The 22,126-nt window shown below is 67.2% G+C and carries 14 protein-coding genes; 1 reads left to right on the top strand and 13 read right to left on the bottom strand.

Annotated elements, in window-relative coordinates; all coding sequences use genetic code 11:
* Nucleotides 1-65 precede the first annotated feature (65 nt).
* A complete protein-coding gene (locus CAL25_RS15225; protein WP_094801499.1) occupies nt 66-2,171 on the bottom strand; it encodes a DUF4344 domain-containing metallopeptidase in 2,106 nt (701 codons plus the stop codon).
* 379 nt (nt 2,172-2,550) lie between these two features.
* Between CAL25_RS15225 and CAL25_RS15220 the strand changes: the two genes are divergently transcribed.
* Nucleotides 2,551-3,990, top strand: coding sequence for a GAD-like domain-containing protein (locus CAL25_RS15220; RefSeq protein ID WP_094801497.1), 1,440 nt, complete (start codon nt 2,551-2,553; stop codon nt 3,988-3,990).
* 50 nt (nt 3,991-4,040) lie between these two features.
* Here the strand turns inward: CAL25_RS15220 and CAL25_RS15215 are convergent, their stop codons facing one another.
* The 12 genes from CAL25_RS15215 to tssB all read right to left on the bottom strand — a co-directional run bounded on the left by CAL25_RS15215 (nt 4,041) and on the right by tssB (nt 22,106).
* Nucleotides 4,041-5,690 (bottom strand): methyl-accepting chemotaxis protein, encoded by a 1,650-nt coding sequence (locus tag CAL25_RS15215; RefSeq protein ID WP_170948507.1) that lies wholly within the window; start codon nt 5,688-5,690, stop codon nt 4,041-4,043.
* 253 nt (nt 5,691-5,943) lie between these two features.
* Nucleotides 5,944-6,546 (bottom strand): hypothetical protein, encoded by a 603-nt coding sequence (locus CAL25_RS15210; protein WP_094801494.1) that lies wholly within the window; start codon nt 6,544-6,546, stop codon nt 5,944-5,946.
* Between the two features lie 12 nt (nt 6,547-6,558).
* Nucleotides 6,559-9,732, bottom strand: coding sequence for a T6SS effector BTH_I2691 family protein (locus tag CAL25_RS15205; protein ID WP_094801492.1), 3,174 nt, complete (start codon nt 9,730-9,732; stop codon nt 6,559-6,561).
* Entirely contained in the window at nt 9,729-10,655 is a 927-nt protein-coding gene (locus CAL25_RS15200; RefSeq protein WP_249279102.1) for a DUF4123 domain-containing protein, read from the bottom strand. The genes CAL25_RS15205 and CAL25_RS15200 overlap by 4 nt, the downstream gene beginning before the upstream one ends.
* Entirely contained in the window at nt 10,652-13,333 is a 2,682-nt protein-coding gene (locus CAL25_RS15195; RefSeq protein WP_094801490.1) for a type VI secretion system Vgr family protein, read from the bottom strand. The genes CAL25_RS15200 and CAL25_RS15195 overlap by 4 nt, the downstream gene beginning before the upstream one ends.
* A gap of 17 nt (nt 13,334-13,350) precedes the next feature.
* Nucleotides 13,351-16,044, bottom strand: coding sequence for a type VI secretion system ATPase TssH (tssH, locus tag CAL25_RS15190; RefSeq protein ID WP_094801488.1), 2,694 nt, complete (start codon nt 16,042-16,044; stop codon nt 13,351-13,353).
* Between the two features lie 19 nt (nt 16,045-16,063).
* On the bottom strand, nt 16,064-17,155 hold the full coding sequence (gene tssG / locus CAL25_RS15185; protein WP_432759242.1) for a type VI secretion system baseplate subunit TssG: 1,092 nt from the start codon (nt 17,153-17,155) through the stop codon (nt 16,064-16,066).
* A complete protein-coding gene (tssF, locus tag CAL25_RS15180; protein WP_094801484.1) occupies nt 17,119-18,957 on the bottom strand; it encodes a type VI secretion system baseplate subunit TssF in 1,839 nt (612 codons plus the stop codon). Before tssF ends, tssG begins: the two co-directional genes overlap by 37 nt.
* A gap of 50 nt (nt 18,958-19,007) precedes the next feature.
* Entirely contained in the window at nt 19,008-19,493 is a 486-nt protein-coding gene (gene tssE / locus CAL25_RS15175) for a type VI secretion system baseplate subunit TssE (protein WP_094801482.1), read from the bottom strand.
* Nucleotides 19,494-19,559: 66 nt separating this feature from the next.
* The gene (locus tag CAL25_RS15170; RefSeq protein WP_094801480.1) at nt 19,560-20,063 is read right to left on the bottom strand and encodes an Hcp family type VI secretion system effector; all 504 of its coding nucleotides are present in this window, start codon (nt 20,061-20,063) and stop codon (nt 19,560-19,562) included.
* Between the two features lie 44 nt (nt 20,064-20,107).
* Complete coding sequence (tssC, locus tag CAL25_RS15165; protein WP_094801478.1) at nt 20,108-21,598, bottom strand: type VI secretion system contractile sheath large subunit; 1,491 nt, start codon at nt 21,596-21,598, stop codon at nt 20,108-20,110.
* Complete coding sequence (gene tssB, locus CAL25_RS15160) at nt 21,591-22,106, bottom strand: type VI secretion system contractile sheath small subunit (RefSeq protein WP_094801476.1); 516 nt, start codon at nt 22,104-22,106, stop codon at nt 21,591-21,593. Before tssB ends, tssC begins: the two co-directional genes overlap by 8 nt.
* Between the last annotated feature and the right edge of the window lie 20 nt (nt 22,107-22,126).

Genomic DNA, 22,126 nt, shown 5'->3' with positions numbered 1-22,126 from the left:
CGCCGCAACGGGACGGCCGCGCGGCGAGTGGGCGGCGGACGCTCAGGCGCGCCGCCCTGCCCCGATCACTGTTGGGGCTTCTGCTGCATCGGCTTGACCGACACCGTGCGCAGGCCGTTGGCCTTCCAGGCTTCGATACCGCCGCGATACCAGTAGGTAGGCCAGCCCAGCGTGGCGGCGCGCAGCGCCGCGTTGTAGCTGGTGCGGTCGTTCATGCCCGCGCCGAAGAACACCAGCGTGGCGTTGCGGTCGCCGCCGCTCTGCTTGGTCAGCCAACCGTCGAGCGCGCTCTGCAGGGAGTCACGCACGCTGCCGTCCGAGCCCGCGTCGATCAACGAATAAGACTGCGGAATCGTCTCGAGCAGGCCGCTCGTGTCCACCATGATGAGCTTGCGGTCGTTCTGGATCATGTCCGCCACCTCGGAGGTGCGCACGACCTTGGCGTTGTAATGCTTGTTCGGCGTCGGCCCCTTGTACGGCGAGGTGAACAGCAGCGCGCTGGGCGGCACGCCGCGATCCTCGAGCTCGTTGAAGGCATTGGCGGGCGGGTTGCCCGGCGCGGTGCTGCCCTGACGCGGCGCCGGCGGGGCGGAGGTCTGCTGGCGGCCCGGCGCGGCGCCGGTCCGGTCCACCACCTCGCCGTTCACGGTGCCCATCTCGATGTCCGAAATCATGACGGCCAGGTGCTCGATCAGCTCGTAGCACATGGTGATCGAGCCTTCGCGCGGGCTGTACCAGGCGTTGAGCTTGCCGCAGTCCTTGAACGTGACATTGATCGGGCGCGGCAGCACATAGGTCTTGCCGAGGTTCTGGATGTTGTCGGTCAGCGCCTTGGCGAGCGTGCCGCCATAGAAGTTGCCGATCTTGCGCGACGAGGGCTCGAACGTCACGTTCACCGGCGCGCCGGGCGCGTTGGCCGGCTGCTGGCCGTCGGGTTCCCAGGTGCCGACGCGGGTGTGCGGCGCCAGGATCCGGCGCCAGGCGCGGTTCTGTTTGTTGAACTCGTCGATGCAGCGCGCCTTGGTGCGATCCTCGAATTTCACGCTCTGCGCGAGCGATTCGAAGGCCTCGGGATTGCCGCCATACATGATGCAGAACATGTTGCGGAAGCGCTTGAGGTCGCCCGTATGCTCGTCCTGCCAGGGCGAGGTCGAGCCCTTGGCCTCGCCGATCTTGCCGCTGTAATACCACTGCAGGGCGGCATACGTGGCCGAACCGCGCGCGATCTCGTCGAGCTCGCGATCGCCGGACGGGTACATGCTGGGCTCGACGATGCGCAGGGCCGAATAGATATCCACGGCGTCTTCTTCGGCGCCGGTCGCCGGCAGCTCGAGCTCGCCGATCAGCGCGTGGCCGAATTCGTGCATGAAGATGCTGCGCATCAGGCCCAGATACACCGAGACCACGCGCACCGTATCGCCACCGAAGCGGGGGTAAGGGCCCTCGCCCGGCAGCACGTTGTCGCTGTCGGGCGAACGTCGGCGCGGCGGCTCGGCGGCCGGCTGCTGCCGGGGCGCCTGCTGCGCGCCGCCCCCGCGCGAAGGCTGGCCCTGGGGCTGCGCGTCGGCGGGCCGGTCGAGCACGTTGTTGGCAATGCCGAAGTCCGCGATGCCGAACGTGCCCACGTCGTAGGCCATGATGCCCAGCTCCGAGTTCATCGCCGGCTCGTCGGCAATGTCGCCCACCTTCTGGCCATTCAGGATGAAACGGGCCGCGCCATCGGCCTCGATCAGGCGGATGCGATCGGAGCCGTCGAGCTTGGCGAGGTTGGGCACGGTAGCGATGTTCTTGCGCGACTGACCGTTCACACAGAACAGATGGGTGTTCTTGTCGGCCGTGATCTCGAGCAGGCAGATCGCCTTGTTGGCGCGGTTGGTGAGCGCCAGGCCGATGGCGGCCTTCGGGCTCTGCGAGCGCACCACGACGTTCACGTCGGTGATGCGTCCGCCGCTGGGCGCGGGCCCCGCCTGCAGGTAGAGCGTCTGTTCGCTGCCGGACTTGTTGGCGTTGTAGAGCGTGAACCAGCCGTCCTGCACGCTGGCGGTCCAGCCTTGCGTCATTTGCTGGCGCACGGCCCCGGCCAGCGGACCGAGTTGCTGTTCAAACTCGGCATGCGCGGGAAACGCGCAGACTCCGAGGGCCAGAAGCAGGGCGACGCCACGTAAATGCATCCGAATTCTCTTTTTAGGCTGTGTAGCTCGATACAAACATGTCGACATGAAGCGCGGGCTTCAGCGGTACTGGCGGGCGCCTGCCCGGGCTGACTCGCCGGACGGCGCGCGGGCCGGGACATGGAAGGGTGAAATATATCCGTCCGAAAGTCAGGCAAATGCTTCAAATGTTAATAATCCATACCAAAACAACAAGCGGCTTGACGCCACGCCAAAACGCCCCGGTTGCGCGTGCAACCGCCGGGTTCCGGCGCGGGATTCCGCGTGTCGGAACGCCCTTTCGAATTCGCACATGCCCGGTGACAGACTGCAAAGGTCGAGATGCCGAAGCCACCTATGATGCGGCGGACCCGGACACTCCACCTCGAAGGAACACGGCATGGTCTTTTTTCGTCGCCTCGCGCTCGAACCCTTCATCAAGGCGCATCCGCCGCACCGGTCCAATCGACCGGCGCCGGCCGATCTGCTGGCCGCCTACGAAGGCAGACTGCCCGCCAGCCTGCTCGAGCTGTGGCGCAAGAAGGGATTGGGGTTCTACGGCGAATGGCAGCTGGCCCTGATCGATCCGCGGATCTGGCAGCCGGTGCTCGACCGCTGGCTGGTGTCGCCGCGCCCCACGCTCGAACGCATTCCGATCGGGCTGACGCCCCTGGGCGTGCTGCTCTATTACCGCAAGCTCACCGAGACCGACGAGGACGTGGCCTATATCGACCCGGTCTCCAAGGAAAGCGGCGATCTGGTCTGGAGCCTGGACGTGTTCTTCAATAAATTCCTGCTCGACGCGGAGGATCTGGATCTGCTGATCGAAGCGGACATGGTACGCACGGCGCGGCAAGAATGCGGGCCGCTCGCGCCCGGCGAGGTCTACGAGATCGACCAGATGCATCTCACGATGCAGATGTTCCGCGCCGAGAAGACCGACGCGCTCGAGCTGCATCGGCGGCTGCGCGACGCCGTCGACCCGCCTCAGCCCAAGGACACGCCGCCAGAAACGGTCCAGGACGCCGTGCCGGTGGCGCATCGCGCCGAGTTCGCCGCCGATGCGGCCGCCGCGCCGGATCGGAACGACGGCGTGACCGGCCTGTACATGTCGACCTACATCGACTGGCATCGCATGCTGTCGCTCACCCCCGATGGCCGTTATCGCCTGCTGTTCTGGCGCATCCACCACAAGACCTTCGAGCGCGGCGACATCCGTGTCTATCAAGGCAGCTACACCGCTCAGCGCGCCGAGGACGGCGCCGAAACGGTGTCGCTGGACATCCGGCTGCGGCGTGACTCGCACGGCAGCGATGCCAACGACAGCGATCTCACCTTCATGCGGTCGGGCGACCAGGCCCTGTTGCTGCGCGACGACGAGTTCGGCGACATGGCGGAAGCCATCACCAATCGCGGCCTGATGGGCCGCAGCGAGTACTACTTCCGGCGTGTGCGGCTCGATCAGCCCTTCGAGAAGGAGCCCAGCGACGGCCGCGAGGCGTTTCCGGTCGATGACCTGCCGCCGGCGCTGCGCAAGCGCGTGCAGGCCGAGCCGCTCGTGACCCGCATCGTGCACGTGGCGGACATCAATCCGGACGAAGAAGACGACGGCTGCGGCACCGTGATGTGCACGCTGGACCTGGGCCAGGACGACGGGCTGCGCATGAACATGCCGCTGTTCTCGCCCGAGGGCAGCGGGCGGGGGCTGCATGGCTGGGTCTGGACGATGCGTCCGAAGGCCTGCGAAGCGGGCATCAAGTACCGCCGTGGCGCGGACGGCGCGATCGAACACGGCCCGGTCGCGGGCGATGTGCTGACCTCGCGCGCGCCGGGCCGCTGACACGGCGTCGCCCCGCAGGTGTTCCTCGGGGCGACGTGCGTCCGTCTACATCAGGCCGGCATCATCACCAGCGTGTTGCTCGCGTCGGGTTGCAGCACCCACTTCTGCGCCGTGCCGGCCTGGCCCGGCGCGGGGGTGGTCCGAAACACCGAGACCGCCTGACGCAACTGTGCGGCATGACCGGCCAGCTCTTCGGTCGCGGCAGCCGACTCTTCGACCAATGCGGCGTTCTGCTGACTGATCGCGTCCATCTGCGTCACCGCGACGTTGACCTGTTCGATGCCCAGCGTCTGCTCTTGCGACGCGATGGCCACGCCGTTGGAAATGGCGGCCACCTCGGCCACGGAGTCCACCACGCGCTGCATTCCCAGGCCGGCCTGCTCGACCAGCGCGCTGCCATGGCTCACGACCTCGGCCGACTCGCTGATCACCTGCCTGATCTCCTTGCCCGCCTGGGCACTGCGGTGTGCCAGCGTCCGCACTTCGGCGGCGACCACCGCGAAGCCGCGGCCATGTTCCCCGGCGCGCGCCGCTTCGACCGCGGCGTTGAGGGCCAGCAGATTGGTCTGGAACGACACATGTTCGACGATGGAAACGGCTTGCGCCACGGTGGCGAAGCAGGCTTCGATCTTGCCCATGGCCTCGACCACCTGCGCCACGGACACGCCGGCTTCCCGGGCCGTGTCGGCACACACCCGCGCGAGCTCGCTGCCGACGCGCGAACTATCGTTGTTCTGGCGCACGGTGGCGGTCAGTTGCTCCATGCTGGCGGCCGACTCTTCGAGCGAGGCGGCCTGTTCTTCCGTGCGCCGCGAGAGGTCGACATTGCCTTCGGCGATCTGGCTGGCCGAGTCGGCGATCGAAATCGCCGAGCCCTGAATGGTGGTCACGATGCCGACCAGCTGCCGGCGCATCGCCTCCAGCGACGCCATCAGGCTGTCGGGATTGCGGCCATCGCTCTGCAACGTGTGCGTGAGGTCGCCGGCGGCGATCATGCGTGCAAACGTCTGCGCCTGAACGGGCTCGCCGCCAAGCTGGCGCAGGATGCTGCGGGCGATCAGAAACGACGCCGCCACGCCCAGGCACAACGCGGCCACGGACACCGACAGGATCATGGCGCGCAGCGTCGACGAGAGGCTTTGCGCCTCCGCGATCACCACCTCGTTGAGCTGCGTTTCGAGGTTGGCCAATTCGGTGAGCCGCGGAATCCAGACGTCCTGCATCGGCTTGAGCTCGCTCAGCAAGGTCGGATGCGCGCGCGCCGGGTCGCCGGACATCAGATCGTGCATCAACTCATCCAGCCGCGGCCCGATCGCCTTCTGATCGGCGATCACCTCGCGCAACAGCGCGCGCTCGGGCTCGGTGGTGGAGGCGTAACGGCGGAACTCATCGCTCAGCCGGTCGCGCAGCGTATCGTAGAGCAGGCCGTCCTCCACGAAAGCCGCCTGCGCCGCCTTGCGTTCGGCGGGATCGCGGCTGATGGCGACACTGCGCACCGCGATGGCGCGACGCAGTGTCGCGGCACGCATCGCGAGCGCGAGCTGCTGCTGCGTGTTGTTGACGACGGTGATCTCGTGCAGGCTGCCGGTCAGTGCGGAGATGGCGTAGAGCCCGCCACCCGCGATGGCCAGCATGGCCGCGATCAAAAATCCAAATCCCACCGCCAGACGGGTGGACACCTTCCTGTTTTCCAGCTTCATGCGCAGACTCCTTGTTGGTCTTAGACAAGGTCCGGACATGCAGGATAGGAACGGCGAGATCGACAGCGCGATCGAGCGCCTGCTATGCAGTGTTCTACTACAACTCCGGGCCACGGTTACAAATTAATTCGAGGCCCAAGGTCTGTTATGTAGAAGAACTTCTAATTCAACGAGCGCAGGAGGCCGCGTTTGCGTAATCGCAGCCAGACAGGCAGACACCTGACGCAAAAGCGGGACGGCGCCCTGCTGACGCTCAGCGCCGCTTGCCCAGCAGCATTGCCACGCCGAACAGACCGCCCAGCGCACCGACGGCCGCCAGCATCACGCTGGGCTCCGCCAGCCGCAGCGCCATCGTCATCACCGCGCCACCGAGCGCGATGATCAGCAGGCCCACCAGCCTGCCGCGCCACGAGCCGTAGAAGTAGGTCTGGCGTGCGCCGTGACCGGCGCCGGGCTGGCGCGTCTGCCAGGCCGCCAGGCCCGCCTGAAACTCGCGCAACAGGCGCTCTCTGTTGGGCGCATCGATGGCGCCGACCAGCAGCGTGGGCTTGCCCGGCCGGGCGAGCTTGAGATAGTCGTCGGCGCTCCAGCTGCCGATTTCCGAAAACAGCACCGGGCCACGGCGCGAGAAGCTCAGGCCCTCGGCGTCGATGCGGGCTTCGTTGCTGGTCGGAAATCCCTGGAATGCCACGACTGGCGGCACGATCAAACAAACGATCGCCACGCCGATCGCCCACAGCGGTTGCTGCAGGCCGAACAGCAGGCCGAGGAACGCCGCCGATGCGATCAACAGCCCGATCGGCACCGACCACTGGTGCCAGCGCGTATAGGCCTTGACCTTGATACCCTGCATCATCGCGTACGTTCCTCAGTCCTTGGCGGTAATGAAATTGGCGCCGCCCCCACCGGTGGGCACCGACACGACTTCCGGCATCCGCTCCGCGTCGGGCCAATACTCAACCTTGAGCACCGCGCCGTTGAACACGTCATCGTCCACCAGCAACTCGGCCTTCAGCACGGCATAGCCCTCATTCTCCGTGAAGTCCACGGCGGGGTCGAAGGGCTCGGTCACGAACTCGACGGGGGCGCTGCGGTCTTCGCGCAGCCACTGCCAGCCGCGCGCCCAGCCGGGTTTCTCACCCATGCCCCTGACGTAATCGTCGATCTTGTCCAGCACGCCGTCGCGCGCCGGTGCGGCCGAGACCGTCTGCTGCGACGGAGGCCTGGGCTGCAGGTCGGGATCCTGCGACAGGCGCGAGGCCCGGCTGGCCACCACTTCGGATCGCCCGGGGCCGGTGAACTTCAAGCTGTAGGCATAATCGCTGCCCTTGCCGTAGCCCGGCAGCACGAGCTCGAGCACGACGCGATCGCGGCCCACGAATTCGCCCTGCATGAAGCCGCGCCATTCAAGATTGGCCTTCACGCCGAACACGGCCATGTTGAACGACTCGATCTCGTGCTCGCGCGATTCGAACACCGGACGATCCTCGTCGGCCTCCTGATACTTGGCGCTGCGAAAACGCGAGCGCGTGTACCAGATCTCCAGATCGGTTTCTTTGGCCGAGTCGCCCCAGAACTTGAAGTACAGGCCGATGGCGAGCGCGGCGAGACCGATCACGATCCAGCCCCACACGGGAATGCCCAGCAGCACGGTGCCCGCCTGCGTGAGCGCGACCAGCGTACCCGCCGCGCCGGAGCCGGCCACCACGCCCGCCGCCGTGAGCGCGCCACCCACGCCGATTACCGCGGCCGCCACGCCCGACAGGCCCGACAGCGTCAGGAAGAACGACGAGGCCAGATAGGCGTTGCCCGCCTCGTAATTCTTGACGTCGTACTGGTCGATCGCATCGAGCGCGCTGTTCACGCCGTCGGTGAGCGTGGCGGCGGCCGCGAAGGCCGCGCCCGCGGTACGCAGCGCCGCCAGCCGCATGCTCAGGCGCAGATTCATGGTGAGAAGCGAGTTCTGCGTGACGCGCGCGCCCACCCCGCCCGCGATCACCTCGCTGACCAGCGCGCCCACGCCCAGCACGCCAGACACGATGCCGAAGATGGCCTTGCGCTGCTCGGTGTTGTCTTTCTTCTCCAGCGATTTGTTCAGGTCATTGACCGAGGAGTTGAGCGCAAGCAGCGTCAGCACGCCGCCCGCGGCGGAGCTTGCTCCGTCAAGGCTCTTGGCCCAACGCACCAGACCGCCCAGCGGCGAGGGCGTGTGCACGCTCGGCACCGGCAACGATCCCGGCAGCGCAGTGCCAGGCGGCCGGTGGACCAGCGGACCGCCGGGCGGCGAGGCGCCGGCGGGCGAGCTCGACGGCGCGGCTGCGGGCCCCGGGCGAGCCGCGATCTGCTCGGGAACGAGATACGTGAACTGCACCTCGCTCGTCGTCTCGATGTGCGATCCCATCCAACTCGCCGTCATCGGATTCGACGCGAAGTAACCCTCTGTGGGCGGCGCTATCGAGATCGAGTAGTTCAAGGTTCCGAAGGTGATCTGGTGCATCTCGGAAATGAACCGTGGCACCGTGGTCGAGTGCGTCTGCACCGACAGCACGATGTCCAGCCGATACGCCATGGTGGCCGCGACCCGCGTGTAGATGCGCCCGTTGAGCGGCCGCGTCGCGGTCGTGGTGTAGCGCAACAGTTGCGTGGACACGAACCGGCCAACGATGGCCGTGGTTGGCCGCACCGTGGCGGTGGCCGCAGCCGCGGCCCCGCTGCCGCGACGGTCCTGCATCCACTGCTTGAACGAGGAGCAGAAGTTGCGGATGTCATTGGCGCGGTCCAGCACGAATTTCGTCGTGACCTCCTTCTTGAGGAACTCCAGCAGCTTGTCGTCGTTGTTCGCCAGCGCGCGCCACATCGCGCGGTACTTGCCGTAGACGTTTTCTTCCTTGAGCACGGCGTCGATCGCGCCATGCTCCACCGTCACCGCGCCGGCGCCATCCACGCTCAGCGCAAAATCCTCTTCGAGGCGTGCGCCGGTCTGCGAGTCGACCGGGCTATAGGTATCGAGCGCGAGCCAGAAACGGTCGCGGCCGAACCACCAGCCCCAATCGTCGGCCGCGCCCTCGATGGGCTGACGGAACTTCTCGATCTCGGCCTTGTTCTTGGTGAGCACGTCGGTGACACGGCTGAGATCGAGGCGATCCGACATGCGCCGGTACTCGTCCGTGCCGGGGCGCGTCTGCTTGCGCACGCCGTCGATCAGCTCGGCGGAGCTGACGTCCCACATGCGCTCCGGGTCGAGGTGATAGGCCGCGAGTTCGGCCATGTTCTTGTTGCGCCAGGTGGAGATGTCGGCCAGGATGCCCACCGGATCCGGCAGCGCCAGCATGATGCCGCCCTTGGGCGAGAGCGCATGCATCTTGGCCGCCATCTCGGCCGCGCGCCCGCCGAAACCCATCGCACCCGGCGTGAGCGTGTTCTCGAACAACTTGCGCGCCGTCGCGGCGTCACGAAACTCGATGGAATGATCCTGCAGCTGCTTGCCGTCTTCGTTCACGCGGCAGCCCGTTTCGCGATCGGGATGGCCACCGCCATGGACCGCCTTGGCGTCCACGGCCACCATCACCTTCTCGCGCCAGGCCTTGTCGCGCGCCAGCTCCTTGCGGATGTCTTCGGTCCACCACACGCGCGAGTAGCCCACCCACACCGGCCGATTCGCTCGCTCCGGCCGTGCGATGTTGATCAGCGCGGCTTCCAGGCCATGGCCTTCGCGCGTGCAGGTGAACGTGGGCTCTTCCGACGGACGCGCGGCGTCGTCCACCTCCACTTCCTTGAACTGACCGCCCGCGGTGGCGGCGAATGCGCGCCAGCCATAGGTGCGCCGCGGATCCCAGACGAACACATAGCCCGCGGTGATGGCGCGCAGCATGTAGGCGCCGCCCCGCATCGTCTTGTGATAGAGCTCGGGCGACATGTACACGCCGTCGGGCAGATCGTTGCGCCCCTCGGGCACGTAGCTCACGCGCATCGGCAGAATGGGCAGGCCGGGCCGGCCGCAGAACTTGCCCTTGCAGGGCAGGTTTTCGTACTCGTTGCTCATGCTCGCAATCCCTCCGGCATGCGCGCCTCCTGCGCGAATGCCTGCCAATCCTCGTCATCCATGTCGCGCGCGGCGTGACGCAGCCGTCCGCCCTCCTCGCGCACTTCCTCGATCAGCGCAAGCAGCGACGGCGCGCGTTCGATCGGCGCATCCAGCACCACCCGCCATGCGGCGAACAGACTCAGGTCTTCGTCGTCGGCCAGCGCCAATGCCGCGCCCCGGTCGAGCGCCTGGCGCACCGGCTCGAGCACCTCGGGCACGCAGCGCAGGCCCTCGGAATTGAGTCGTTGCAGCACCGCGTTGATACAGCCCAGGCGGTTCAGGCGGGCCCAGTCCGGCAGCGCCTCCTGCATCGGGCCCACGCTGTCCGGCAGCGCGTGCCAATGGGCGAAGGCATCCACATACATCCATACCGTTCCGGCGATCCAGCTCGCCGGCGTGGCGCCGGCATACAGCTCGCGCTGGAACTGCGTGCTGCGCGGATCCCAGTAACGAAACATTCGCACCCGGCCCTGCGCGTCGCGCAGCCGGCCGCGCAGCACCATCCGCCGCGCCACTTCGGCGAGCGGCAGATCGGTGGCGAGCCACGCGGCCATGCTGCGCGGACGGCGGCTCGCGGGCGCCGCCCGCATCGCCTCGGCGATCGCCAGGCGCACGCTGGCGTTGACAACACGCTCGTGGCGCTCTTCATCGGGCACCTCCACGAGCCACAGCGGAGCGCGTGACGCGCCCTGCGAAATGAGTTCGACCTGGCGCCGCGTGAGGCCCTCGGCCTCGAAGTAGTCGCCGAGCGGGTCGTCGAGCGTGGTGTCGCACAGCAGCAGCAGGCGCCGGCTGCCGCGCCTGTCCAGCACGGCACGCATGCCCGCGATGGCGGCCTCGAGGCGCGCTTCGGCCGAAGGAAACGCGTGCGCCGCGCTCATGCTGCCAACGCGCCGCTGCCGGCCGCGTCCTCGAGCGCCGCGCCGCAGCCCTCCAGCGCGCCCTGGGGCGGAGCCTCGGGGCCCGCGCCGCTTTGCGGCCCGACCCAGCTATGCACGCCCGCGCGCAGCTCCACTTTGCCCGGCGCGTGCAGCTGGATGCCTCCGCCTTCGATGCGCATGTAGGCGCCCGCCGCCGTCGCCAGCACGCTCTTGGACGCGGTGGCTTCCACGCTGGCCTGCGCCGACGCGATCGTCACGGCCTTCTCGGCGATCAGGCGCATGCGCGCCTTCTGGCTTTGCAGCCGCAATGCGCCGCCGGCCGCGTGCAGGCGAATACCCTTTTCGGGCACCGCGCCGCCGCTGCCGCCCAGGCCCATCGTAAAGAGCAACACGCCCTGCGCGACCGACACGGCCATGTTGGCGCCCGCGGCCCAGTTCACGTCGGGCGCGATCTGCGTCAGGTTGGCCCCGGCGACCGCGTAGGCGTTCTTGGGGGTGTACTGGCCGATGCCCTTGGGCGCGCTCACTTGAATGTGGGGCGTCGTGTAGGCGGCCACCGACGTGCCGTCTTCCGTCTGCGTGCCTTCGGCCACCTGCCGCACGGCCTCCAGCTCTTTCAGGGCGCGCGGCTTGGCGCTGTCGTCCTGCAGAATGGCTTCCTGGCGCACGGCATTCTCGGCCAGCTCGGCAGCCTGCGTCGACGCGGCTTCCATCTGCCGGATCGCTTCCGCGCTATCGAGGAAACTGCCCGCGGCGCCCTCGCGCCGGTCGGCGCTGATCAACAGACCCGCGCCACCGCGCAAGGCCACCGCCTCCTGCGTGGCCAGCTCCGCGCCATGGCCCAGATCCGACAGGCGCTCGTTATCGCGCTGCTGCTTCAGGTGGCCCAGGCTCAAACGCGTGTCGGCCTGCGTGGTGGCCGCGCTCAGGCGCGACTGACCGGGCGAATCATCCTGCACCAGCTGGTTATAGCCGCCCATGCCCTGGCCGCTGTCGGCCAGCGCCTGGGTCTTGAAGCCGGACAGCACCGCGTTGTGCGCGTGCGCCTCTTCGCTGCCGGCGAACCAGGCCGGCGCGTTGCCGGTGGCGTTCGCCGCGCCGCCCTGCACCTGATTGTTGGCCGCATTCTCCGCGCCGGCGCCGTTGTAGAGCGCTCCGACCACGACGGGCCGGTCGATGTCGCCATGCAGGAACTGCACCAGCACCTCCTGGCCGACACGCGGCACGAAGTGCCCGCCCCAGTCCGCACCCGCGACCGGCTCGGCCACGCGCACCCAGGTGCCCAGCTTGTCGCCGGCGGGCGCGTTGTCGTCTCCCGCGGGATGCTTCTGGCGATTGCTCGACGCGCTGCCGCGCTGCCAATGGAACTGCACCTTGATGCGGTGATCGCGATCGGTGTGCACGGGGTCGTTCGAGCCGACCACGAGCGCCGTCTGCGCACCGTGCACGGTGGGACGCGGATGCAGCCGCGCGCCGTGACCGTCGTGCGTGCTCGGCCGATACTCCACCTTGGAAGCGATGGCCTCGAAGCGATTGCGATAGAACTCGGCGTCGGTCAGCGCGGACTCTCCCGCGGCGCCCAGCGCCTGCTCGACGGCGAGGCCAAGGGACTCGTCGAAGTTGTTGCGGGCCTCGTGCTGGATCGACAGCACGACAAACTCGCTGCCCTCACCCTGCGAGGGCGAGAAGTGATCGACCAGCGTGAAGCGCTGTCCGGCCGCCAGCGACCGGACCGTGCCCTCGCCTTGATAGACGGAACGGCCCACGCGTTGCGCGGCCAGCGCATTGTGGGCCAGGCGATCGCCCTGGTCGCTGTCCTCGTACATGTACTGGCCGGGGTAGTCCACATCGGCCAGATCGATGCTGTTGGGCAGCTTGTCCTCGGCCTGGGCGCTCACCTTGCGCGCCACCATGGCCCGATAGTCCCAGCTCGCGAGCTCCACCGCATTGGTGCGCCAGGCGCGCGCCTGGCGCCACGATTGAATCGTGTCTTCCGTTTCGGTGGCGTCGGCGCGCTGAAACTTCACCGACTCCTGCGGTCCGGCCACGAAGGCGCCGTTGTGATCCGCGATCACCACGGTGTGCGTGCCCGGCGCGTCTTCCGCGGGCTCGTGCTCCACCCAGTAATACAGGCCTTCTTCGGCCAGCAGCCGCTCCACGAACGCGAAGTCGGTCTCGCGATACTGGATGGTGAGGCTGCGCTTGCCGTAGACCGCCCTGTCCTTGACCTCCCAACGCCATTGGGGCGCGACGGCGCCGTTCCCGTTGTAGTCGCCGAACACGCTGTCGATGATCTCGATCACCGACACGTCCTGGAACACGAAGCTGTCACGGCGCTGGCGCAGCAGCGCCAGCCACGGCTCGATGCGCAGCCGGTAGCGCGCGAAGCCGCCATTGGCGCCTTCGAAGCGCGCCTGCGACACCAGCCCGCACCATGCCCGTTTGTCGTCCTTGCCCAGGGCGGTTTGCAGCAGGAGCTGGGCCGGCTGACCCAGCAGCGATTTCAACGGAACGTGCGCGTCGTCCGACAGCGCCGTGACCTCGATCGCGAAGCCTCCGCCCGAAAGCCGCTCCGAGCCGCTCAGGCGCTCGGCTAGCAGCGTGTCGCGGCCCAGCGGGGTCGACAGGGTGAGCAGGCGGTCGGCCTGGGTGTAGCCGGCCGAGAGTTCGATAGCCATGACGGCGTCTCCTGGCGTCAGGTCATGCGGTAGCGGAACTCACCGTTCTTGCCGGCGCTCACGCGGATCTTCGCGATGGCCTCGCCCTGCGCCATGCGGCCCAGCACGTGCTCGGCAATTTCCGGGAGCAGCGTTCCGTTGAGAATATGGTCGACGTTGCGTGCGCCGGTATCGACCTCGGTGCAACGCGCCAGCACGGCCTCGACCAGGGCATCGTCCCACTCGAACGCCGCGCGGTGCGTGGTCTCGACGCGGCGCGCGATGCGGCCGAGCTTGAGCGCGATGATGCGCACCAGCGCGTCGTCGTCCACCGGGTAGTAGGCGATCGTCTTCATGCGGCCCAGGAAGGCGGGCTTGAACGCCTTGTACAGCTGCGGCAGCAGCAGCTCGGCCAGCTGATCCGGCGTGGGCCGCTCCTCGGCGGGCTTGTTGAGGCAGGCCTGCATGATGGCCGACGAGCCCACGTTCGAGGTCAGGATGATGAGCGTATTGCGGAAATCGATCTCGCGGCCCTCGGCGTCGTCCATCACGCCTTTGTCGAAGACCTGGAAGAACAGCTCCAGCACGTCGGGGTGGGCCTTCTCGATCTCGTCGAGCAGCACCACGCTGTATGGCTGACGGCGCACGGCCTCGGTGAGCACACCGCCCTCGCCATAGCCGACGTATCCGGGCGGCGATCCCTTGAGTCCCGAGATGCTGTGGGCCTCCTGGTACTCGCTCATGTTGATGGTGACCAGCTTGCGCTCGCCGCCGTACAGAATGTCGGCCAGCGCCAGCGCGGTCTCGGTCTTGCCCACGCCGGACGGGCCGACGAAGAGGAACACGCCCTTGGGTTTGTCCGGATCTTCCAGGCCCGCGCGCGCGGTGCGCACGCGTTGCGCGATCGCGTGCAGCGCGTGGTCCTGGCCGATCACGCGTTCGGCGAGCATGGGCTGCAATTCCAGCACGGTCCGAATCTCGTCGTTCACCATGCGGCCCAGCGGGATGCCGGTCCAGGCGGACACGATCTCGGCCACCACCTGCGCATCGACGCAGGCCGGCACCAGCGGATTTTCGCCCTGCAACGCGCGCAGTTCGTCCTGCAGGCCGGCCAGGCGCTGCTGCTCGGGCGTGAGGACCGGCGGCGCGGCCTTGCGCTTGCTCGTCGGGGCCGGTGCGGCGGCGCCCTCGCCCGTGGCGGCCGCGTCGCCCGCCTCGAGTTCGGTGCGCAGCGCGTGAATGCGCGTCACCAGATCGCTTTCAGCGGCATGCCGCGCCTCGGCCTCGGCCAGCGACGCTTCGACCGCGCTGATCTCCTGGACGAGCTCGCCGAGACGTGCGGCAGGTGCGCCGGCGGCGGCTTCACGCTGCAAGGCGGACTGCTCCGCGCGCAGACGCGTGAGGCGGTGACGCGCATCGTCGATGAGCGCCGGCGTCGCGCTGCGGCCGAGCGCCACGCGGGCGCACGCCGTGTCGAGCACGCTGACGGCCTTGTCCGGCAGTTGGCGTCCGGTGATGTAGCGGTGCGACAGACGGGCCGCGGCCTGGATCGCCTCGTCGAGCACGCGCACACCGAAGTGTTGTTCCATCAGGGGCGCCATGCCGCGCAGCATCGCGGCGGCCAGCACCTCGTCGGGCTCCTCGACCTTCACGACCTGGAAGCGGCGCGCCAGCGCGGCGTCTTTCTCGAAGTACTTCTTGTACTCGCTCCAGGTGGTGGCGGCGATGGTGCGCAACTCGCCACGGGCCAGCGCCGGCTTGAGCAGATTGGCGGCGTCGTTCTGCCCCGCCTGACCACCCGCGCCGATCATCGTATGCGCTTCATCGATGAACAGAATGATCGGCGTGGGGCTCTTCTTCACCTCGTCGATCACGTTCTTCAGGCGGTTCTCGAACTCCCCCTTCACGCTTGCGCCGGCCTGCAGCAGGCCCATGTCGAGCACGCGCAGCGTCACGCCGGCCAGCGCGGGCGGCACGTCTTCGGCCACGATGCGCAGCGCCAGGCCTTCGACCACCGCCGTCTTGCCCACGCCGGCCTCGCCCGTCAGGATGGGATTGTTCTGGCGGCGCCGCGTCAGGATGTCGATCATCTGGCGGATCTCGGCATCACGGCCGATCACCGGATCGATCTTGCCTTCGCGGGCGCGCTCGGTGAGGTTGGTGGTGTACTGATCCAGCGCGGGCGTCTGCGACAGCCCCGGGGCGGGCACGCCATCGGCGGGTGCCGCCGCGTCGGCCAGGCCCACGCTCTGGCCCGCTTCTTCCGAGCCTTCGGTCATCGCCGCGAAATCCCGCTTGAGCTCGTCGAGCCGGAACGACTCGAACAGCGTCGAGCCGCGCTTCGCGAGCTGGGCCAGATCGGGCTCCACCAGCAGCGCGAGCAGCAGATGTCCCGACCGGATGCGCGTGGTCTGCGTATCCAGCGAGGCGATCAGCCAGGCCTGCTCGAACAGCGTGGGCAGATGCGGCGAGAAAACCGGCGTGCGCGTGTTGCCGTTCTTGAAGCGGCCGATCTCGGCCTTCAGATCCGCTTCCAGCGTATCGGTCGGAATCCGGCAACGCCGCGCGATGACGGCCACGTCGCTCGCCGGCTGCTCGAGCAGCGCGACGAACAAGTGTTCGAGATCGACCTCGTAGTTGCCCTGAGCCATACACAGGCTGGCGGCGCGTTCGGCCGCCTTGCGGCAGGTCTGGTTCAGCTTTCCGATCAGGGTTTTCAGCGGGGTTGCCATGAATCGTCAGGGTCTCGGATCAGTGAATGGTATGCAGCTCGTAGCTGGCGTCGTCGCGGTCTTCGGTGGCCGGCTCGGTGGCGAGGAACGAGTTCCAGCCCAGGCGCACCTCGGCGCCTTCGCCGAGCGTGCTCGGTCCCACGGCCTCGCGCGCCAGGATCAGGCGCACCTCGTACTCGAAGGTGAGGCCGCCGAACATCGTCAGCAGCTTCTCGAGCGCCTGCGCGCGGGCGCCGCCGGGCAGAAAATCGGTATAGGCCTGACGAGACAGCGGGCCGATCCACAGGCGGATGCGCAGGTCGCGCTGCCAGATGCGGTCGCCCGCCAGCGCCGACACGCCGAGCACGGCGCCCGGCTGGCCGAGATAGGTGCGGTTCTGCGGCGGCACGTTGTACCAGCGGCCCACGAACTGCTCGACCCGCAGCGGCACGCCGAAGTAGTCGCTCAGCACCCGCTGCAGATAGGGCGCCGACACGGGCCGCTGGCGCGCGGCCGCGGCGTAGTGCGCGATCGATTCGTCGTGCACGACGCCCGCGCCGCTGCGCAGCCGGTCGCGCAGCGCCGGGTGGCCCATGCCGCCCAGTGCCAGCAGAAGCGGCAGGTAATGGTGATCGGCGTCGGTCTCGTGCCGCACCGGCATGCGGTACTTCTTCCACGCCTCGTAGAACAGCGCGGCGGCGCGGTTCGAGAAGATATCGAAAAACGCGCGCGCGCCGCGGTCCCGCCGCACGCTCTCGCGCATCGCGAGCATTTCCGAATAGTGCAGCGGCAGCGCGCCCTGCCCGCCCAGCAGGCCGAAGAACGCCGGGGTGATGTCCACCCGCGAAAGCTTGCCGTCGGCCACCGCGGCCTCGCGCGCCGCCGGGTCGGTCAGCGGCTCGCCCTCGTGGTCGTAGGCCATGGCCTCGACGATCTCGCTCGGCGGGAAGCCCAGGCCGGGCGAGTTCGGAAAGCGCATGCGCGCCGGCACGGTGTTGCGCGACGGGTTGCCCTGCTGCCGCACGAACCAGCGTTCGAGCAACCGCACGGCCTGGAAGAATTCGAAGCGCTGCGGCTCGGCCAGCAGCGCATTCATCACGCTAGGATGGCGTCGCCGTTGCATGGAGGGCACCGTAGAAGTTCTTCCGCGCCGCGGCGCGACAACACGACCAGCTGCACGAAGCTGTTGGCGTGCACGTAGAGTCCGAAGAATCGGTTGATCACCGCCACGAAGGTGTGCAGGCTCGTGCCCACGAAGTGCTCTTCGTTGACCGTCAGGCGGATCTCGATGCCGCGCACGAAGGTCGCGAACGGCTCGCCGGCCATCCAGTGCGTGGCGGGCTTGTAATCCAGGCCCACCAGGCCCTCGATCTGCCGCGCCGCCACCGGCGAGTTCGACAGGTCGTACAGGCGCAGCGTTTCCTTCAACGCGGGCAGGCCGCTCTGCACCAGCGAAAGATGATTGAGCGCCAGATGCGAAATCAGGCGCCAATGCGCCGCGCGGCCCTGCTGGAAGCGCTGGCTGTGCGTGGGCCGGCGCAGCATGCGGATCGCCCGCGCCACGGTGCCGCCCTCCATGAACAGATCTCCGCCGCCCTGCCCCACGGCCAGTTGTGCCGGCAGATCGCGGTTGGTGCAGGTCAGGTCCAGGCTGAGGGTCTCGGTCTGCGGCACGGCCGGATCGAAATCGATGTCGATGATCGAGATCTCGGTTTCGTAGCCAGGGCTGCGCTGCGCCACCGCCGCGTCGCGGCGCATGGTCCAGTAATGGCTGGCATTCTCGGGCGATTCGCCGTGATGCAGCGAATAGAACGGCCGGAACGCCACGACAGACTCACCCTGCGCGTTCTGCCGCACCTGGCGGACGCGGTCGATCGAATAGACCTCGTAGCCAAAGGCGCGGCGCGCATCGGCCACCACCGGATACGACGCGGCGGCGTGGGTCACGCGGATCGGATCGGCGCGCTGATTGAACAGGTTCACGACCGGCGTGCAGCCCAGCCGGATGTTGTCGGCGCTCATCGATTCGAGCAGGCGCGCGGTATTCGAATCGGCGCGCAGCCCGGTCACGGGCAGGTGCAGCGTGAACTGGCGCGCCGTGCCCAGATACGGCCGCAGCGCCGCGAGGTCCACGTCGACGAAATTGAATTTTTCCGAGAACACGAAGTACTCGGCCAGCAGACGGTAGGCCGGATGCGAGCTGGCCGGAAAATCGATCAGCGCATCCTCTTCGGCCAGGCCCACCTGCCCCAGCGGAATGGCCGGCAGCCGGTCCCAGCGGCCGGGCTGCAGCTCGACGTAGGCGGCCGCGGCACGCAGGAAGAGCGCGTCGCGCAGGGCCGCCACGAACGAGGGCTCGCCGTGCAGATAGATGCGCAGGCGATCGACGTTGAGCATGCCGAAGTGCTGATTCTCGCCCTGGCACGCAAACTGGATCGAAAAGCGGCCAGTCACGCCGGTCGGCAGCTTGGCCGTGGCGGGCGCGTTGGCGGTGGACACGAAGGCGGCGTGCGGCACTTCGAGCGGCGCTAGCGTTACGTCGTAGGCCGTGCGGAAGCGGCAGGCCACGCCACGGACCGGATGCGATTTGAGCTCGGTGCCACGCGCGATGCGCACGGGCGCCGTGAGCTGCGCGCCCGCGCCGCCCAGGTCGAACTGCGCCACGCTGCAAGACGGAAACGGCCGCAGATAATGCGGATACATCACCTCGAACAGCGCCTCGGTGAACTCCGGATAGTCGTCGTCGAGCTTTTTGTTGATGCGGGCGCCCAGCAACGCGAACGACTCGATCATGCGCTCGACGTGCGGATCCTCACAGGTCTCGCCGGACAGCCCCAGGCGCGCGGCGATCTTCGGATAGCGTTCCGCGAAATCGCGCGACGAGCTGCGCAGAAAGCCCAGCTCACGCTCGTAATAGGGCAGCAATTCTTCCATCGTTGTCTTCCTGGACGGCGAGTCCACCCGCGGGCTCGCCGTTGTTCTTCTCAGACCATGGCCGGCGTCTTGGCCCAACCCTTGGTCACGGAGTACTGCAGGGTCGACGGCTGCAAGGTCGCGTCGAACGTGACGGGCTCGTGGGCCGGGCCCACATCGAGCATCGCCGTGATCGCGAAATACAGCACCGACGTCGCCCGGCTGTCGACCTGCAGCACGACCCGCACATGGGTCAGCCGCGGTTCGTGCCGCGCGATGGCTTGCTCGAGCGACCGGCAGATGAATTCCCGGTCGTAATGACTGGCCAGGCTGCGGCCCGAAAAGTCGGACAGGCCGTAGGTCAGCACCGAGCGTTGGCAATTCGGATAACGCTTGAGACCCTCTTCGGTGAACACCATGCGGGTGTTCAACAGGGCCTCGATGTCACGTGCCACCGTCTCTTTCATCTCTTCGATGGACAGACGGCGCAGCGCGTAGGGCGATTGGCTCTCGCCCTCGAAGAGCTTGTCGAACAGACTCGGCTCGAACCCTTTCATCGGAACTCCGAATCAAAAAAGACTGCGACCCGGCTCGGGCCGCAGTCCTTCAGCCAGCGTTCGCGATCAGACCGAGTAGGTCTTGTCGTTCTTGGTCAGGCTCCAGGCGCCCTGCGAGTTACCGCCCTGGTTGCCGCCCACCTTCTGCTGCGTGTACTTCCACTGCACCGCGGCGTACTTCAGCGAGAAGATTTCGTGCGGCAGGCCTTCGCTCACGACTTCCGGCGCCACGCGGGCGATGATCACGTACTTCAGTTTGATCTCGAGGTACTTGACGCGGTTGCCGTCGCCGTCGGCGCGCAGGAAATCGATCGTCACTTCATCGAAGGTCGTGCCGCCCGACGCGTGCTGATACAGCAGCGGGCTGACCACGTCGAGATCCTTGGTGAAGATCATCTCGCCATGTTCGGTGCGTTCGGCGGTATGGCCACCCGAGGTCGAGGCCGTGGCCGAGCGCGGCTGGATGATCTCGTGGCGCCAGGAGCTCACTTCGATCCAGTCCGGGTGATCCTTGTCCTGGGATTCCCCCTTGAGCGCGGGGTTGCCGAACTTGACGTAAATGTCCTTCATTGTTGATGACCTCTTTTAATGGATGAGTTTCAGCGCAATGACGATCAGGATTTCTGTGCCTGTGCCGGGAGTTCGGCGACCAAACGCAACGAAATCGAGAGTTCGTCGAGCTGGAAGTGCGGCCGCAGAAACGCCACGGCCCGGAAGACGCCAGGACGTCCAGGGACCTCGGCGACCTGAACCGAGGCTTCGCGCAGCGGAAACTGCGCTTTCTGCTCCTGCGTCGCGTTGTCGTCGAGCAGTACATACTGCGACACCCAGCGATTCAGGAAACTCTCAACGGACTGCGCCGACGCGAAGCTGCCGATCTTGTCGCGCATCATCGCCTTCAGGTAGTGCGCCACGCGCGATACCGAGAAGATGTACTGCAGCTGCGCCGACAACACCGCGTTCGCGTTCGCGCTGTCCGTGTTGTATTTCTTGGCCTTCTGCACCGACTGGGCGCCGAAGAAAGCCGCGTAGTCGGAGTTCTTGCAATGCACCAGCGGAATCAGGCCCAGGTCGCTGAGCTCTTTTTCGCGGCGGTCGGTGATCGCGATTTCGGTCGGGCACTTGAGCGCGATCTCGCCGTCGTCGGTCTTGAAGGTATGGGTCGGCAGGTTCTCGACCAGACCACCGCCTTCCACGCCGCGGATGGCGGCGCACCAGCCGAAGTCGGAGAACGCCGCGGTCAGGCGGGCGCCGAAGGCCCAGGCCGCGTTGCACCAGAGGTACTTCGAGTGATCGGTGCCGTCCACGTCTTCGACGAAGTTGAAGCCCTCGACCGACGTGCCTTCGACCGGGTCGTACGGCAGGCGGCCCAGGAAGCGCGGCATGGTGAGGCCCACGTAGCGCGAGTCTTCCGAATCGCGGAAGCTGCGCCACTTGGTGTATTCCACGGTGTCGAACACCTTGGCCAGATCGCGCGGACGGCCGAGATCGGCGAAGCTGTCCAGGCCCAGCAGCTCGGGCGAGGCCGAGGCGATGAACGGCGCGTGCGCCGCCGCCGCCACGTGCGACATCTGCTCGATGAAGTACATGTCTTCGGGCTGGCGCGTGATCTCGAAATTGCCCAGCAGCGTGCCGAACGGCGAGCCACCGAAGGTGCCGAATTCTTCTTCGTAGACCTTCTTGAACATCAGGCTCTGGTCGAAGTCGATCGCGGTCTGGAAATCGCGCACCAGGTCACGCTTGGTGGCGTTCAGCACCTTGATCTTGAGCATCGGGCTCGTGTCGGTTTCCTGGCAGAGATAGTGCAGGCCACGCCAGGTGCTCTCGAGCTTCTGGAACTCGGGCGCGTGCATCACTTCGCTCAGCTGCGCGGAGATGAGGCGATCGAGCTCGGCGACGCGCGCGTCGAGCATAGCCGACAGGTTGTCGGACACGACGACGGTGCCCTTCATCACTTCACGCACGAGTTCGCCGATGATGTCCTTGGCGCGGTCGTGCTCGGCGCTCGACTTGGCGACGCGGCTCTGATCGACGATCTGGTCCAGCAGGCCGGGCGCGTCGGTGACGGCGGCGGCGCTATTGCTCGCGGCGGCGGTATTACTCATTGCGGCCTCCCTTGTCGGTCTCGCTGGTCAGTTGCTGCAGCTTCTCGGTGCTGGTGAGCACTTCGCCCAGCAGGTCTTCGAGCTTGTCGTTGCCGGCCAGCTTGTTGCGCAGGTCGGCCAGCTTGGTGCGGATGTCCAGCAGCTCGCGCAGCGGATCCACCTGCTGCACGACGGCTTCGGGACGGAAGTCTTCGATCGAGCGGAACTTCAGATCCACACCGAACGAGCCCTGCTCTTCGGTCAGCTGATTCTTCACGCGGTACGCGGCGCGCGGCTCGAGCCCTCGCATCACGTCGTCGAAATTGTCGACGTCGATGTTTACAAACTTGCGATCCTTCAGACGCGGCAGCTCCACTTCGGATTGCGCGCTGAAGTCACCCACCACGCCCACGACGAAGGGCAGTTCCTTCTGTTCGATGGCGTCGCCCTTCTCCACGTCATACGTCAACTGGACGCGCGGCGGACGGACTTTCTGCAGTCGTTTCTGAACGCTTTCTTTCTTGGCCATGAACGGCTCCGTGCAAAGGT

The sequence above is a fragment of the Bordetella genomosp. 5 genome (assembly GCF_002261315.1).
In the GTDB taxonomy this organism is placed as follows: Bacteria; Pseudomonadota; Gammaproteobacteria; order Burkholderiales; family Burkholderiaceae_B; genus Bordetella.
The sequence above is the reverse complement of the archived record's forward strand: the minus strand, read 5'-3'. Positions and strand labels throughout refer to the sequence as shown.

What these genes read in the sequence shown, in the direction of transcription:
- CAL25_RS15225 (WP_094801499.1), bottom strand. Translation starts at nt 2,171, where the DNA reads ATGCATTTACGTGGCGTCGCCCTGCTTCTGGCCCTCGGAGTCTGCGCG.
- CAL25_RS15220 (WP_094801497.1), top strand. Translation starts at nt 2,551, where the DNA reads ATGGTCTTTTTTCGTCGCCTCGCGCTCGAACCCTTCATCAAGGCGCAT.
- CAL25_RS15215 (WP_170948507.1), bottom strand. Translation starts at nt 5,690, where the DNA reads ATGAAGCTGGAAAACAGGAAGGTGTCCACCCGTCTGGCGGTGGGATTT.
- CAL25_RS15210 (WP_094801494.1), bottom strand. Translation starts at nt 6,546, where the DNA reads ATGATGCAGGGTATCAAGGTCAAGGCCTATACGCGCTGGCACCAGTGG.
- CAL25_RS15205 (WP_094801492.1), bottom strand. Translation starts at nt 9,732, where the DNA reads ATGAGCAACGAGTACGAAAACCTGCCCTGCAAGGGCAAGTTCTGCGGC.
- CAL25_RS15200 (WP_249279102.1), bottom strand. Translation starts at nt 10,655, where the DNA reads ATGAGCGCGGCGCACGCGTTTCCTTCGGCCGAAGCGCGCCTCGAGGCC.
- CAL25_RS15195 (WP_094801490.1), bottom strand. Translation starts at nt 13,333, where the DNA reads ATGGCTATCGAACTCTCGGCCGGCTACACCCAGGCCGACCGCCTGCTC.
- tssH (WP_094801488.1), bottom strand. Translation starts at nt 16,044, where the DNA reads ATGGCAACCCCGCTGAAAACCCTGATCGGAAAGCTGAACCAGACCTGC.
- tssF (WP_094801484.1), bottom strand. Translation starts at nt 18,957, where the DNA reads ATGGAAGAATTGCTGCCCTATTACGAGCGTGAGCTGGGCTTTCTGCGC.
- tssE (WP_094801482.1), bottom strand. Translation starts at nt 19,493, where the DNA reads ATGAAAGGGTTCGAGCCGAGTCTGTTCGACAAGCTCTTCGAGGGCGAG.
- CAL25_RS15170 (WP_094801480.1), bottom strand. Translation starts at nt 20,063, where the DNA reads ATGAAGGACATTTACGTCAAGTTCGGCAACCCCGCGCTCAAGGGGGAA.
- tssC (WP_094801478.1), bottom strand. Translation starts at nt 21,598, where the DNA reads ATGAGTAATACCGCCGCCGCGAGCAATAGCGCCGCCGCCGTCACCGAC.
- tssB (WP_094801476.1), bottom strand. Translation starts at nt 22,106, where the DNA reads ATGGCCAAGAAAGAAAGCGTTCAGAAACGACTGCAGAAAGTCCGTCCG.